Annotated in this window: 15 protein-coding genes and 2 tRNA genes; 10 read left to right on the top strand and 7 right to left on the bottom strand. The window is 51.0% G+C overall.

Annotated elements, in window-relative coordinates:
* Positions 1–137 precede the first annotated feature (137 nt).
* The 6 genes from tagK to C0K55_RS24870 are packed head-to-tail and all read left to right on the top strand — an operon-like array spanning position 138 to position 6,308.
* The gene (gene tagK / locus C0K55_RS24845) at positions 138–1,049 is read left to right on the top strand and encodes a type VI secretion system-associated protein TagK (RefSeq protein ID WP_000812393.1); all 912 of its coding nucleotides are present in this window, start codon (positions 138–140) and stop codon (positions 1,047–1,049) included.
* Positions 1,039–1,869: a type VI secretion system accessory protein TagJ gene (locus tag C0K55_RS24850; RefSeq protein ID WP_000183894.1), complete on the top strand. Its 831-nt coding sequence runs from the start codon at positions 1,039–1,041 to the stop codon at positions 1,867–1,869. The genes tagK and C0K55_RS24850 overlap by 11 nt, the downstream gene beginning before the upstream one ends.
* Positions 1,866–2,360 carry a type VI secretion system baseplate subunit TssE gene (gene tssE / locus C0K55_RS24855; RefSeq protein WP_001515754.1) on the top strand — a complete coding sequence of 165 codons (495 nt, stop codon included), beginning with the start codon at positions 1,866–1,868 and terminating at the stop codon, positions 2,358–2,360. The genes C0K55_RS24850 and tssE overlap by 4 nt, the downstream gene beginning before the upstream one ends.
* A gap of 15 nt (positions 2,361–2,375) precedes the next feature.
* Positions 2,376–4,259 (top strand): type VI secretion system baseplate subunit TssF, encoded by a 1,884-nt coding sequence (gene tssF, locus C0K55_RS24860; protein WP_105266902.1) that lies wholly within the window; start codon positions 2,376–2,378, stop codon positions 4,257–4,259.
* Positions 4,256–5,251, top strand: a complete 996-nt coding sequence (gene tssG, locus C0K55_RS24865; protein WP_016262898.1) for a type VI secretion system baseplate subunit TssG — start codon at positions 4,256–4,258, stop codon at positions 5,249–5,251. Before tssF ends, tssG begins: the two co-directional genes overlap by 4 nt.
* A 10-nt stretch (positions 5,252–5,261) precedes the next feature.
* The gene (locus C0K55_RS24870; protein WP_000450215.1) at positions 5,262–6,308 is read left to right on the top strand and encodes a type VI secretion system protein TssA; all 1,047 of its coding nucleotides are present in this window, start codon (positions 5,262–5,264) and stop codon (positions 6,306–6,308) included.
* A 148-nt stretch (positions 6,309–6,456) separates the two neighbouring features.
* Here C0K55_RS24870 and C0K55_RS24875 read toward each other — a convergent pair.
* Both C0K55_RS24875 and dnaQ read right to left on the bottom strand, forming a co-directional pair.
* Positions 6,457–6,533: transfer RNA gene (locus tag C0K55_RS24875), tRNA-Asp, on the bottom strand.
* 132 nt (positions 6,534–6,665) lie between these two features.
* Positions 6,666–7,397: a DNA polymerase III subunit epsilon gene (gene dnaQ / locus C0K55_RS24880; RefSeq protein ID WP_010379295.1), complete on the bottom strand. Its 732-nt coding sequence runs from the start codon at positions 7,395–7,397 to the stop codon at positions 6,666–6,668.
* Between the two features lie 64 nt (positions 7,398–7,461).
* Between dnaQ and rnhA the strand changes: the two genes are divergently transcribed.
* Positions 7,462–7,929 (top strand): ribonuclease HI, encoded by a 468-nt coding sequence (rnhA, locus tag C0K55_RS24885; RefSeq protein ID WP_000917882.1) that lies wholly within the window; start codon positions 7,462–7,464, stop codon positions 7,927–7,929.
* Here rnhA and C0K55_RS24890 read toward each other — a convergent pair.
* Positions 7,926–8,648, bottom strand: coding sequence for a class I SAM-dependent methyltransferase (locus C0K55_RS24890; RefSeq protein WP_001515751.1), 723 nt, complete (start codon positions 8,646–8,648; stop codon positions 7,926–7,928). The two genes, rnhA and C0K55_RS24890, sit on opposite strands and share 4 nt — an antisense overlap.
* Before the next feature lie 33 nt (positions 8,649–8,681).
* On the opposite strand from C0K55_RS24890, the gene gloB reads away from it, so the two are divergent.
* A complete protein-coding gene (gene gloB / locus C0K55_RS24895) occupies positions 8,682–9,437 on the top strand; it encodes a hydroxyacylglutathione hydrolase (RefSeq protein ID WP_001515750.1) in 756 nt (251 codons plus the stop codon).
* 71 nt (positions 9,438–9,508) lie between these two features.
* Entirely contained in the window at positions 9,509–10,867 is a 1,359-nt protein-coding gene (gene mltD, locus C0K55_RS24900; RefSeq protein WP_000644687.1) for a murein transglycosylase D, read from the top strand.
* Between the two features lie 47 nt (positions 10,868–10,914).
* Here the strand turns inward: mltD and C0K55_RS24905 are convergent, their stop codons facing one another.
* Both C0K55_RS24905 and C0K55_RS24910 read right to left on the bottom strand, forming a co-directional pair.
* The gene (locus C0K55_RS24905; RefSeq protein ID WP_000211694.1) at positions 10,915–11,685 is read right to left on the bottom strand and encodes a class I SAM-dependent methyltransferase; all 771 of its coding nucleotides are present in this window, start codon (positions 11,683–11,685) and stop codon (positions 10,915–10,917) included.
* Between the two features lie 77 nt (positions 11,686–11,762).
* A complete protein-coding gene (locus tag C0K55_RS24910; RefSeq protein WP_001230982.1) occupies positions 11,763–12,563 on the bottom strand; it encodes an endonuclease/exonuclease/phosphatase family protein in 801 nt (266 codons plus the stop codon).
* Between the two features lie 241 nt (positions 12,564–12,804).
* Here C0K55_RS24910 and yafC point away from each other — a divergent pair, with 241 nt between their 5' ends.
* Complete coding sequence (gene yafC / locus C0K55_RS24915; RefSeq protein WP_105266901.1) at positions 12,805–13,719, top strand: DNA-binding transcriptional regulator YafC; 915 nt, start codon at positions 12,805–12,807, stop codon at positions 13,717–13,719.
* On the opposite strand, the gene dkgB is transcribed toward yafC, so the two are convergent.
* Complete coding sequence (gene dkgB, locus C0K55_RS24920; RefSeq protein WP_105266900.1) at positions 13,716–14,519, bottom strand: 2,5-didehydrogluconate reductase DkgB; 804 nt, start codon at positions 14,517–14,519, stop codon at positions 13,716–13,718. The genes yafC and dkgB overlap by 4 nt on opposite strands.
* 162 nt (positions 14,520–14,681) lie before the next feature.
* Positions 14,682–14,758 (bottom strand) — tRNA-Asp (locus tag C0K55_RS24925).
* Positions 14,759–14,807: the final 49 nt, after the last annotated feature.

The following is a 14,807-nucleotide window of genomic DNA, read 5'->3' on the forward strand; positions in this document are numbered from 1 at the left end:
GAATATATTACACTAAAAATCACCACTATATATTTCCGCGAAGACTAATATTGATAAAGCAAATTGATCAGTATTGCTTATCTAAAAATTTTAATTAATTATTCTGTTGAAAAAAACACTCTACACAGTGATATGCAATGAAACAAAATATTACCTGGGGACTACAAAAAATACAGGCGCATGGGATCTCCGATAACACAATTTATGCGACTGCAGGAACCCAAATTATCTTCACCGTTACCACTCCCTGGATCCCTGTTTTTGAGGCAAATGATGATGTAAAGATTGCCCTCAGTCTGACCCGCCACGAAGAGGCATGGTGGATAATTAATCAGTCTGATGAATATTGTTGCACGGTAAATGATCAGATTGTCGAGCCGCATCACCGTATGCGCCTGAACGAAGGAGACTTGATTGAATGGGGATTATCTTCATGGTGTCTTGTGCGCGGTAACCTACCATCCACGGCTTTACACGTGGAAAAGACGACAGCGCAGATTACCGCTTCACCAAAAACAATGATTGAGTATCTCGATCTCGACTGGTTTCGACAACAGCAAACACAACCGCAAAACCCGTTCGATATCATTCCGATCCACGGCGCAGTCACCACAGAAGTTGCCCCAGAAACAGATAACCCACTCCCCCTTCTTTATCAAGAATACCGCCAGGCGTTGTCGTCCCCCGAACAGGATATTCATCACCATGTTGATCCTTTTCCCCTGTACGAAGAGGCAGTCACACAGGATCTGACCTCCTTATGCAGCCTGACCTCTGAAACTGATACATTGCAGGATATAGTCACTGGTGGGCTAAGTATTGACGCGATTCTCGATGTGCTGGATACCACCGGCGAAGAAGAAACCACCTGGCCTGTCGAAACGATTCTCCCCGATATCCTGCATCTGCTTTCCCCGGAATATGCACAGGAAACGATACATAACGCCATTCTACCCGACCTGACACAACGTGAGCACCGCATCATCGGCATTGACAGTCATTACCGGGTCACCCCGGTACAACACGGAGATATTTATCATGACAAATAATAACGTGCTACCGGCGATGTTGTCGGCGCTGTTGCGGGATTATTCTGTAGCGGAAGGAATTCAGATAGCGGAGCAACAGGTAAAGAAGCAGCCGACGTTGGCTTCACATCGGCACAATCTGTTTCAGTTATTGTGCGTGACAGGCTGTTGGTCGCGGGCGCTACAACAAATTCAGCTTTGCGCCCGAATAGACGCTAATTATACCCGAGAGGCTCAGATATTTGGGGAGCTGATCCGCTGTGAGATATACCGCCACACCTGCTTTCAGGGGGAACAGCGTCCCGGTTTTATTCTCTCCCCGCCCGCGTGGATGGAGAATTTGCTGGCCGCCCTCACCGGTAACACCCGTGGTGAAGCGCAGGAAGCTGATGTCCACCGCAACCGCGCACTTGAGGCCATCACAGACACTACCGGGCAGTGGAATGGCGGTAAATTTGACTGGATTAGTGACAGTGATTCCCGTACCGGCCCGGTACTCGAACTGATCGCGGGCGGTGTATATATCTGGCTGCCATTTTCACAAATTCGTTCGCTGAAATCGCCACGGCCCGTGCATCTGACCGATTTGCTCTGGAAACCCGTCAACATCACCCTGCATAACGGTGACACGCACAGCGCCTGGCTGTTTTCCCGCTACAGCGGTTCTGAAAGTGCTTCTGACACCTTACGCCTTTGCCGGGAAACCGTCTGGCAGGACGGGCCAGGAGATACCCTGGTTACGGCACTGGGACAAAAAATGTGGCTCACCAGTCACGGCGATATTAGCCTGCTGGATATGACCGCCTGTACCTTTAATGCGCCCGAAGGTAGTGACGCATGAGCGACTTTCGCCTGCGCCATAGCAACCACCTGATGCCTACATTGTTTGATCGACTGTGTGACGATGCTCCACAGCAGAAGCGCGACCACGATATCAGCGTCAGTCCGGTACAGCTCAGGGAGATCATCCGTAGGGATTTGTCATTTTTGCTCAACACGGTCAGTCATGAAGATAATATTGATGCCGCGCGTTACCCGCAGGCTGCGGCTTCCGTACTGAACTACGGTCTGCCGCCGCTGGCTGGCAGCTTTCTGTATGAACACAAATGGGACGATATCCGCAGGGCCATTTTACGTACCATCATTCGGTTTGAACCCCGCCTGAAAGCATCCACTCTGCAAATCATCCCGCTCCAGGATGAGCGCCGCCAGAGCGGTCATAACACATTACAGTTTGAAATTCGCGGCGAAATCCTCACGCAGCCGTACCCTACAGCATTTCGGGTACGCAGCGTGCTGGATATGGAACAGAGCCACATTACATTTTTTTAATACAGAAGGTGACCGATGGATCCACGGCTACTGGAATACTACAACCGCGAACTGAGCTATCTGCGGGAAACGGGAGCCGAATTTGCCGCCCGTCATCCTAAAGTCGCCGCCCGGCTGGGTATGCATGGAACGGATATTGCCGATCCGTATGTAGAAAGGATGGTCGAGGCCTTCAGCTTCCTGACCGCCCGCACGCAGCTTAAAATTGATGCTGAATTCCCCCGATTCACCCAGCGTCTGTTGGAGGTCGTCAGCCCTAATTACGTTACCCCCACGCCCTCAATGAGTGTGGCGCAACTCCATCCCGACCCGGAAGAAGGTGATCTGGCAAAGGGGTTCACCGTACCGCGCAGCACTGCCTTTTTTTCCGCCATCCCGGAAGGTGAAAGCACCGCCTGTCAGTTTCGCAGCAGCCAGGATGTGACACTGTGGCCACTTGCCATCGAAGAAGCACATCTGACCGCCGCACCGCCAGATATGCCCGCCCTGCACCGCTACCTGCCTGCTAACATTCACGTTGCTGGCGCGCTGCGTATTACCTTGCGCACCTTCGGTGAACTGACTTTCAGCCAGCTTGCCGGGCTGGACAGGCTGCCGCTTTATCTCTGCGGCGAGGAACGCACGGCCTCACACCTGTTCGAACTGCTGCATACCAGCGCTATCGCCACACTGGTTGGCGTTCCGGGCCATTTTGACGGCATGTTGGATGTGAACCTGAAACAGCCCGTCATGTATGAGGGTCTGGAGCCGGATCAGGGACTACTGCCGCTGGCGTGGAACGTATTCCACGGCCATAACCTGTTGCATGAATATTTCGCCTGCCCGGAGCGATTTTATTTTTTCACACCAACGGGACTGTCTGCCGGGCTACAGAAAATTCACGGCGGCGTGGCGGAAATCGTCATTTTGCTGAACCGCCTGCCGCCGGACTGGCTTACCCACCAGACGGATGCCACACAGCTCAGTCTATTCTGTACCCCGGTTGTCAACCTGTTCCCCCGAGTCACCGCCCGGATCGACGTCACGCACAGCACGACGGAGCAGCATCTGGTAGTAGACAGAACCCATCCACTGGATTATGAGGTGTTCTCGGTTCAGGAAGTGGAAGGGCTGGAAACTGACACCACACGGAAGATAGCCTTTCGCCCGCTCTACCACACGCGCAATAACGATGAAGGCAACCACGGGCGTTATTTTTCCCTGCGCCGGGAACCGCGCCGCTTATCAGAAAACGCCCGCCGCTACGGCACCCGAACCCCCTATACGGGTTCGGAAGTGTTCCTGTCACTGGTTGATCAGTATGAAGCGCCGTACCCGGAAAATCTGCGCCATATCACCATCACGGCCATGATAACCAACCGCGATCTCCCCTGTCTTATTACACGCAATGGCCGGAACGACCTGACCGTGGATGCGGCAATCCCGGTGGCGGGCGTCGGGCTTATCCGTCCACCGCGACCGCCGCAGCCCCCGCTGGCTGAACGTGAAATGGCCTGGCGGTTGATCCGCCAGTTATCTTTTAATTATCTGCCACTGGCCGATCTGGATCACCGCACCGGCGGCCAGGCGTTGCGCGATCTGCTGAGCCTGTTTATTCCGGCGCATGACAGTCCGCTGTCGCGTCAGGTGCGTAGTCTGGTTGGCTGCAAAACGACACCGGTCACACGTCGTCTGCCAGGTTCCGGTTTGCTGGTCTATGGTCGAGGCGTCAGTTGTGAACTGACCGTGGATGAAGAAGGCTTCTCGGGTATCAGTCCATATCTGTTCGGTCTGGTGCTGGAGCATTATATCGCCCGTCATGTTTCCATTAACACCTTCTCGCAAATGACGCTACACAGCATGCAGCGCGGCAGAATTATGACCTGGCCGGTCAGGGCTGGACAGCGGGGAAGCATATGAGCGGCAATTTCACGCAGGCGCAGGAAACTCCCTGGCGTTACGGTTTTCTGAACCTGATGCGTCGCGTTGATGTGCAGTTGTGCACCGTCCCGGCTGGCGGCACATGGCAACCGAGGATGGAAAAATTTCGCCTGGGACAAACACCTGCGCTGACCTTTGCACCAAGGGAAATCGCCAGTGTGAGCTGGCAGGAAGGACGACTGAACATCAGCCTTTACAGCCTCGGGCTGTGGGGGCCGAACGGCCCGCTACCGCTGCACTACACAGAACTGGCACATAACCGGACCGAAAGCCGCCGCGATCCGACACTAACTCGTTTTTCCGATCTTTTTCATCACCGCTGGCTGACGCAATTTTACCAGGCATGGCGCAGCGCTCAGTCCGCCGGGGGCGGTCTGGATAATCCGCAACATGACCGCTTTGCCTTTTATATCGCCAGTCTCAGCGGACAGGATTTGCGGGAATGCGCCGACAGCCCGTTGCCGGATCACGTTCGCCTTGCGGCATCGGCTCATCTGGTGCGTGAATCCCGCAATCCGGACGGACTGGCAGCCACGCTGGCGCACTATTTCGGCGTGCCATTCCGGGTACAGGAGTACGTTTTGCACTGGATAGCCGTAGCAAATGACGAGATCACCCGACTGGGCATTCCTGCCCCCTCTTCCGTTATTGGCAACGGCGCACTCATAGGACAGGCCGTACCGGACATGCAGTATAAGTTTCGGCTGGTCATTGGTCCGCTGACACTAGAGGATTACCAACGTTTTCTGCCTGGCGGCAATAATTTGCCGGTGCTGACGGAACTGGTTCGCGCCTTCACCGGTTTTGAATACTGCTGGGAAATTGAGCTACAGCTTAAACCACACACTGCACCTCCGGTTGTTACAGGCGGCCCATACCAGCTTGGCTGGACTGCCTGGGCTGGAAAGGCCATGCATGATAACCCGGTGACGGGCATGATTTTCGAACCTGAACACTATCTGGCGTACTGAGGATAATTTAATGGAAACATCTCTGGCTGACCCTGTTTCGGCTGAATGCCCATGTGGCCCGGATCTGGAGTACGATCCTGAATACCTGCTGCTGTTCACCCGCGCAACGCCGCGTGAAGAAGCGCAATACGGCGATTTTGTCAGTACGCCGGAAACCATTAACTGGGCGGAGCTTGAGCGGGATGCCCGCCGCCTGCTGACGCGCAGTAAAGATATCCGTATTCTGGTTGTCCTGCTGCGCTGCCGTATCCAGCAGGCCGGTGCCAGAGGGCTGGCGGAGGCATTTACCTTACTGGAAATGCTGTGCGCCACGTACCCGGACACCATCCATCCACAACTGCTCGCGACTGAAGATATCACCGCCGAAGATGCTACAGTAGCACGCAGTAACGCGCTGTCGGCGCTGCTGGACCACGAAGGAGTAATGGCGGATATTCGTGGCATTATGCTGTCAAACAATGCTGCTATGCGCCTTCAGGTACGGGATGTGGAGCGTTCGCTGTCTGCATCACGCCCGACGGATGCGCTGGCACCAGAATCAGTACGCCAGCAACTGGCCGATCTGGAAGCTCAAGGCGCACTGCCGCTGGATGCCTTTCGCCAGGCCTCGGAAACCACAGAGCGCCTGCAATGTCATGCGCGTGCAACGCTGAATGATCATGCCCCGGACTTTTCGCGTCTTACACAATTGCTGGCCCTATTGCCAGGAGCGGTGCAGAGCACCACGCCGGAGATCCCGCCGCAACCGCAGGCTGAACAGCCGGAGAACGCCGCCATCGATCATACTGAACAGATACAGGCAGAGCACGTTGTGCCACCGGTACATACTGCGGTGGGAATATCTCCGCTGCCCGGCGCAGAACCCCGGCAGATCCGTGACCGGAACGACGCGCTGGAACGTTTACGAGTTATACGTCGATGGTTTGAGCACAGCGAACCGAGCAGCCCGACTATTCCCTTGCTGCGCCAGGCGGAACGGCTGATTGGAAAACGCTTCTCGGAGGTAATAAATGAAATTCCAGCAGAACTGCTGGAGAAATGGGATGCGCTGGAATAACAGAAATGGACGGAATGTATAACGGCTGGCCATTATATTATGTGGCCATTTTTTAAATCATATCCGTTTTAATTCTGGGGCAACAAATTCCCTCAGCGTCCAAAACGACGAAAGCCCGAATCATTACTGATTCGGGCTTTCTGAATACTGGCGGAACGGACGGGACTCGAACCCGCGACCCCCTGCGTGACAGGCAGGTATTCTAACCGACTGAACTACCGCTCCGCGTTGTGTTCCGTTGGGAACGAGGCGAATATTACGGACTGCCTCGTTCTTCGTCAACGGTTTTTCTCATCTTTTGAATCGTTTGCTGCAAAAATCGCCCAACGTGCTATTTTTAGCGCCTTCAACGGATAATTATGCCCGCCAGAGGCAGCTTCCGCCCTTCTTCTGCACCAGATCAAGACGGGCTTCATGCGCTGCAAGCTCTTCATCTGTCGCAAAAACAACGCGTAACTTACTTGCCTGGCGCACAATACGCTGAATTGTCGCTTCGCCTTGTTGCTGCTGTGTCTCTCCTTCCATCGCAAAAGCCATCGACGTTTGACCACCGGTCATCGCCAGATAAACTTCCGCCAGGATCTGAGCATCGAGTAATGCCCCGTGCAGCGTACGCTTACTGTTATCTATTTCATAGCGAGCGCATAACGCATCGAGGCTGTTGCGCTTGCCAGGAAACATTTTCCTCGCTACCGCAAGGCTATCGGTTACCTTACAGAAGGTATTGGTCTTTGGAATATCGCGCTTGAGCAGCGAAAACTCGTAGTCCATAAAGCCGATATCGAACGCTGCGTTATGGATCACCAGCTCCGCGCCGCGGATATAGTCCATAAACTCATCAGCTACGTCGGCAAACGTGGGCTTATCAAGCAAAAATTCATCGGCAATACCGTGTACGCCAAAGGCTTCCGGGTCTACCAGCCGATCGGGCTTCAGATAAACGTGGAAGTTATTGCCCGTCAGACGACGGTTCACCACTTCAACGGCACCAATCTCAATAATCTTGTGGCCTTCATAGTGCGCGCCAATCTGGTTCATACCGGTGGTTTCGGTATCGAGAACGATCTGGCGTGTAATTGCAGTGCTCATAGCGGTCATTTATGTCAGACTTGTCTTTTTACAGTTCGATTCAATTACAGGAAGTCTACCAGAGATGCTTAAACAGGTAGAAATTTTCACCGATGGTTCGTGTCTGGGTAATCCCGGGCCGGGTGGTTATGGCGCTATTTTACGCTATCGCGGACGCGAAAAAACCTTTAGCGCAGGCTACACCCGCACCACCAACAACCGTATGGAGTTGATGGCTGCTATTGTCGCGCTGGAAGCGTTAAAAGAACATTGCGAAGTCATTTTGAGTACCGACAGCCAGTATGTCCGCCAGGGGATCACCCAGTGGATCCATAACTGGAAAAAACGGGGCTGGAAAACCGCAGACAAAAAACCGGTAAAAAATGTCGATCTCTGGCAACGTCTCGATGCCGCGTTGGGTCAGCATCAAATCAAATGGGAATGGGTTAAAGGCCATGCCGGGCATCCGGAAAACGAACGTTGCGATGAACTGGCTCGCGCAGCAGCGATGAATCCCACGCTGGAAGATACGGGCTATCAAGCCGAAGTTTAAGCCTGCGGCTTACGAAATTGCCGGGTGGCACCAACCGCCTGGCGAATTCGCGGTTTGTTTTTGCTCTGTTTCATCGGGTTGAGCGTTAGAGGAATAGTCCGTTTCCGGGCAACAATAAGTTGTAAGCAACCAAGCGCAGGAATATGCGTGCTCAATAGTTTTCCACCATATTTGTTCCACGGGAGAACATGGAAACGGCTGGCATGCACTACTTCAAAATTCAACAAAGAAAGCCAGTCCAGTTGCCGCATCAGGGTAAACATCCGGCTATTATAGGGCGATGTTTTTCGCAATACCGGCACAAGTTTACGTAATCCCATTAAACTGATGGGATTGAAGCCAGTAATAACCAGCCAACCATCATCAATCAATACCCTATCGGCTTCGCGTAATAAACGATGCGGGTCAGTGCACCACGGCAACGTATGCGCCAGTAGACAAACATCGACGGATTTATCGGCAAAAGGAAGATGAAGCGGATCCGCCTGCACTTGTACGGGCGTTCCTTGTGCAGAAACATTCACTTGATGAGAAACCGCGCACGCTTCGCAATTGATTTCTGCGCTTAAATTGCCAATCTTAAGCAGATGAAAACCATACATTTTAGCGAACCATGGGTTGAGCTGACGCTCCAGCGCCTTGCGATAAAGCTCTCCCCAGGGCAAATCGCCCCAGCAATCAGGAGCCACGACAGTTTGAGGGTTCCTTGCCGGTTTCATCACAACCTTCCGTTTCGCACTGAGAGGTAATCTATGAATCTTAACAGTATTTCCGCCTTTGATGACAATTACATCTGGGTTTTATCTGATGAAGCAGGTCGTTGCCTGATTGTCGATCCGGGAGAGGCAGAACCTGTATTAAAGGCGATTTCAGATAACAACTGGCAACCAGTAGCGATTTTCCTCACTCACCATCACCACGATCACGTTGGCGGTGTAAAAGAACTGGTAGAAAAGTATCCGCAAATTGTGGTGTATGGACCCGAAGAGACACAAGATAAGGGAACAACGCAGGTAGTCAAAGATGGCGATACTGCCTTCGTTTTAGGACATGAATTTAGTGTAATTGCTACACCAGGTCACACTTTAGGACATATCTGTTACTTCAGCAATCCTTATCTATTTTGCGGCGATACTTTGTTTTCTGGAGGATGCGGGAGGATATTTGAAGGTACTCCACCACAGATGTATCAATCACTTAAGAAACTAAGTGAACTTCCTGATGATACATTGGTGTGTTGTGCTCATGAATATACTTTATCAAATATGAAGTTTGCCTTGAGTATTCTTCCGCACGATTTGTCCATAAATGATTATTATCGTAAAGTTAAGGAGTTACGGGCAAAAAATCAAATAACACTCCCCGTAATTCTGAAAAATGAGCGACAAATTAATGTTTTTTTGAGAACAGAAGATATTGATTTAATTAATGTAATTAATAAAGAAACATTATTGCAACAACCTGAAGAGCGTTTTGCATGGTTAAGGTCAAAGAAAGATAGGTTCTGATAAAACTTTCTTGTCATTGGCTTCGTTCGCCGTTATGATCGGTCGTCTTTTAAGCAACTATTGACACACACATGAAGGCAAAAGCGATATTACTCGCCTCTGTCCTGCTCGTAGGTTGCCAGAGTACCGGTAACGTTCAACAGCACGCACAGAGCCTTTCTGCAGCTGGTCAAGGGGAAGCAGCAAAGTTTACAAGTCAGGCACGATGGATGGACGATGGGACGTCTATCGCGCCAGATGGTGACTTGTGGGCTTTCATAGGCGACGAGCTAAAGATGGGAATTCCGGAAAATGACCGGATTCGCGAACAGAAACAGAAATATTTACGCAATAAGAGCTATCTCCACGATGTAACTTTACGGGCAGAGCCGTATATGTACTGGATTGCCGGGCAAGTTAAAAAACGTAACATGCCTATGGAACTGGTACTACTACCCATAGTGGAGAGCGCTTTTGATCCTCACGCAACGTCTGGCGCCAATGCCGCAGGCATCTGGCAGATCATTCCGAGCACGGGGCGCAATTATGGTTTGAAACAGACCCGCAATTATGATGCGCGTCGCGATGTTGTTGCTTCAACAACGGCTGCACTGAACATGATGCAGCGTCTGAACAAAATGTTTGACGGCGACTGGCTTCTGACCGTAGCGGCTTATAACAGCGGCGAAGGTCGAGTCATGAAGGCAATAAAAACGAACAAAGCGCGTGGTAAATCCACGGACTTCTGGTCGTTACCGTTGCCACAGGAAACGAAGCAGTACGTGCCTAAAATGCTGGCATTGAGTGATATTCTCAAGAACAGCAAGCGTTATGGCGTACGTCTACCGACGACCGATGAAAGCCGTGCTCTGGCGCGTGTACACCTGAGTAGCCCAGTTGAAATGGCGAAGGTTGCAGATATGGCGGGAATTTCTGTCAGCAAGCTGAAGACATTCAACGCTGGCGTAAAAGGTTCCACGCTGGGCGCAAGTGGTCCGCAATACGTGATGGTGCCAAAGAAACATGCAGATCAACTGCGTGAATCTCTGGCTTCAGGCGAAATTGCTGCCGTACAATCAACTCTGGTTGCCGACAATACGCCACTTAACAGCCGTGTTTACACCGTACGCTCTGGCGACACGCTTTCAAGCATCGCTTCACGTCTCGGCGTAAGCACAAAGAATTTGCAGCAGTGGAACAATCTGCGCGGTTCTAAGCTGAAACCCGGCCAAAGTCTGACGATCGGCGCGGGTAATAGCGCACAGCGGCTGGCAAACAACAGCGATAGCATTACGTATCGTGTGCGCAAAGGCGATTCGCTTTCAAGCATTGCTAAGCGTCACGGCGTGAACATCAAAGATGTGATGCGCTGGAACAGCGACACTGCGAATCTGCAACCAGGCGATAAGCTGACGTTGTTTGTAAAAAACAACAACATGCCAGATTCCTGACAAACCAGATAACAGAAAGGCACCGATTCCCCCGGTGCCTTTTTTATTTATGCCGCTTTATGAGCTTCAATCATAATAGTATCACTGGTGAAAGAGCCATCATTCTGCAAGGCAAAATACGTTTTCACCTCTGTAGATGCGCTCTGTTGGTAAACACGAATAGCGTCTGCTAATACTTCTGGCGTGCGCATTCTCGCGACCCACGAAGAAAATTCCAGCGGCAATTTATCGGTGATCAAGTTATCAACAACCAGACTGGCTTCATTGACTAACGCCAACCATTCGCCACTGGAGTAGTTGCGCACGTGAGAAGTATCACGTAACGCTTCTACCGTCTGTAACCAAATATCGCGCACCGAATGACCCGGTGACATCACATCCATCACAATCAACAGACCACCGGGCTTCAGTACCCGATTCACTTCACGCAGTGCCGCACCGACATCATGCCAGTGATGGGCAGAATAACGACTGATAACAATATCAAAAGAGCGATCGGCAAATGGCAGGCATTCAGCATATCCCTTGCGAGTAGTGATATTTGTCAGTTGCCGTGCATTGGCCGCTTGTGTAACAACATCCAGCATTTGTGAAGATAAATCATACGCCACCACCGCCTGCACATTTTGCGCCGCGACAAAGCTGGCATGTCCTGCTCCACAGCCCATATCAAGCACGCAAGCTTCAGGATATCCGGCCAGACGCGCAGCCAGACGCTGCAAGTCTCGCCCGGATGCATGCACGGTACTGGTTAAATACTCACTGGCCTGCGAGCTAAACTGCTTTTCTACATGGTCATGGTGGGATTGTGTTGTCATTGCGCTGTCCTTTAGTTGTTTGAGTATTAAAGGGCAGCGCCAAACATTGGTCTGCCCTGTGGCAGACCTGACATACCTTATTTATCAGGCTTGCCGGGACCGAATTCAACGAGTAGCGGATTGTGATCGGAAGCGCGCGTAACCAGTACGGAAGCTTCACTAACATTCAGCCCACGGTAGAAAACAAAGTCGAGCGGACGACCAAACGCCCGACGGCGTTGATCATCAGTAAAACGCACCTGACGCAGCGACATTTCCCGCGCAAAGCGGTATAAGGCATTCATCCTTCTACGGCTCCAGGCATTGAAATCTCCCGCCATAATGACCGGGCCGCTGTGGTGGGCTATCTGATCGCCAATAGGAAGTAACTGCTTACTATAGACATCCACGCCCAGGCTGAAGTTAACGGCGTGAATATTCACCACCATCAATAAACGCGTATCTGGCAATGGGTAGACCGTCACCAGCGCCGACTTTGCCAGACGCAAAATAGGTTCTCGTTCGCGTAACGGGCAGCAATAAACAGGATGCGCCGCCGAAAGCGTCATAACACCGGAAGGATGTTGTGGCAGTACGAAAGCAGGCACCTGATCAGCGGCGAGATAGTTAGCGGTCGCAAACTGCACTAACTCTGGTGTTGTTTGCGCTTCCTGCAATAACACCAGATGCGCATCTTTGCCGTAATTTTTCAGTACCGACAACCATTCAGCACGTTGCTGTTTGTAAATGTTCCACACCAGGATCCGAATACGCTCTTCGGTACTTAACGGCTCTCCGGGGGGTAATGCCTGGCCGATGCTCGCAAAAGACCCTGGCGGTAAGATCCTTTCCGCAGGTTGTCCGGCAACATAGCGCATGGCATAGGTGTTTTTTCGCACTTTTGACTTTGAAACCTCTATTACGTCAACCCTTCCGCACTCGGGAGGGTTCTACTGTTATAGGGATTTTAGCTCACTCTTTCAACGAGCAATTGTATATTGTTATGTAAGCAAGTGCTTACATCGGACAGAATTTGGCTCATCATTGATGATCATTAAATCGGATGACTTATCACCTGTCCGAATGGTTTAATAACAAATAAATTCAAAATCTCTTTTATATTTTGCAACAGGAGCAAAAATGAAAGCCACGTCGGAAGAACTCGCCATTTTTGTTTCGGTAGTCGAAAGCGGAAGTTTTAGCCGGGCGGCAGAACAATTAGGACAAGCGAACTCTGCGGTAAGCCGGGCGGTGAAAAAGCTGGAGATGAAACTTGGCGTTAGCCTGCTTAATCGCACCACGCGGCAACTTAGCCTGACGGAGGAAGGGGAACGTTATTTTCGGCGTGTGCAGTCGATTTTGCAGGAAATGGCCGCAGCAGAATCAGAAATCATGGAGACACATAATACGCCACGCGGACTGTTACGAATCGATGCCGCGACCCCCGTGATATTGCACTTTCTGATGCCGTTGATTAAACCATTTCGTGAACGCTATCCGGAAGTTACTTTATCGCTAGTCTCCTCCGAAACCATTATTAATTTGATCGAAAGAAAAGTGGATGTTGCGATTCGCGCCGGCGCATTAACGGATTCCAGCCTCCGAGCCAGACCGTTGTTTAACAGCTATCGAAAAATTATCGCCTCCCCCGATTATATTGCCCGCCACGGGAAGCCAGAAACTATCGACGATTTAAAGCAGCATGTTTGCCTGGGATTCACTGAACCAGCCTCCCTCAATACCTGGCCGATAGCCTGTAGCGATGGGCAATTACATGAGGTGAAGTACGGTTTGTCATCCAATAGCGGGGAAACGCTGAAACAGCTTTGCCTGAGTGGCAACGGGATCGCGTGTTTGTCTGACTATATGATCGACAAAGAAATTGCACGTGGTGAACTGGTAGAGTTAATGGCAGATAGAGTACTGCCAGTGGAAATGCCTTTCAGCGCCGTTTATTACAGCGACCGTGCAGTGAGCACCCGTATACGAGCCTTTATCGATTTCCTTAGTGAGCATATAAAAACAGCTCCCGGAGGAGCTGTCAGAGAAGTTTAATCCCATTCAGGAGCCAGACCTTCCGGACTTACGAGGCGGTCGTTGCAATCCAGCGTGGCGATCGCTTTTTTGTCTTCGGCATCAAGCTGTAAATTTACTGCCTGCAGGTTACTCTCCAGATTTTCGCGTTTAGTAGAAGAAGGAATAACCGAGTAACCTTCCCCCATCGCCCATGCCAGAATCACTTGTGCCGGAGTCGCATTGTATTTCGCGGCGATACGAGCAATAACCTCATCTTTCAATGCCTTCCCATAAGCCAGCGTCATGTAGGAGGTAATATGAATGTCGTGCTGTTTAGCCCAATCGACCACTTTATGGTTTTGCAGATAAGGAGAGAGCTCAATCTGGTTGGTGGCGATGTTTCCAGCGCCAACAGCAGTAATCGCTTTTTCCATCAACGGGATGGTGAAGTTGGAAATACCGATCTCACGCGTCAGCCCTTGTTTTTTCGCTTCCAGCAGCGCCTGCATAAACTCTTCTACTGATACCGCATCATTTGGTGACGGCCAATGGATCAGTGTCAGATCGACATAATCGGTACGTAATTTTTGCAGACTATCCTTCAAACTCGGGATCAGTTTGTCTTTGCTGAGATTTTCAATCCAGATTTTAGTGGTGATATAGAGTTCATTACGTGGTATGCCGCTTTCTGCAATCGCCTGACCTACAGCAGCTTCGTTATCATAGATTTGTGCGGTATCAATTGCGCGATAGCCAAGTTCCAGCGCGGTTTTTACTGATGCAATAACAACGTCATCCTTCAGACGGAAAGTACCTAAACCAAATGCAGGGATAGCCATAATATGCCTCTTTTAATGATATGTTCGTTAACTGAGATGATTATGGACTTCAGATTGTTGCGGAAAAAGAGCGTAAAATGCAGAGGATTTTTGCGATTCTGGCAATAATGAAATTGCAGACGAAAAAAAACCTCGAGCGTTAACTCGAGGCTTCTTAATAAGTGGCGGAACGGACGGGACTCGAACCCGCGACCCCCTGCGTGACAGGCAGGTATTCTAACCGACTGAACTACCGCTCCACCGAATTCTTTTACAACCACCAGTTTTATGACCGGCTTACTGCTAAAT

It is taken from the genome of Escherichia sp. MOD1-EC6098 (assembly GCF_002965865.1).
Classification (GTDB): Bacteria; Pseudomonadota; Gammaproteobacteria; order Enterobacterales; family Enterobacteriaceae; genus Escherichia; species Escherichia marmotae.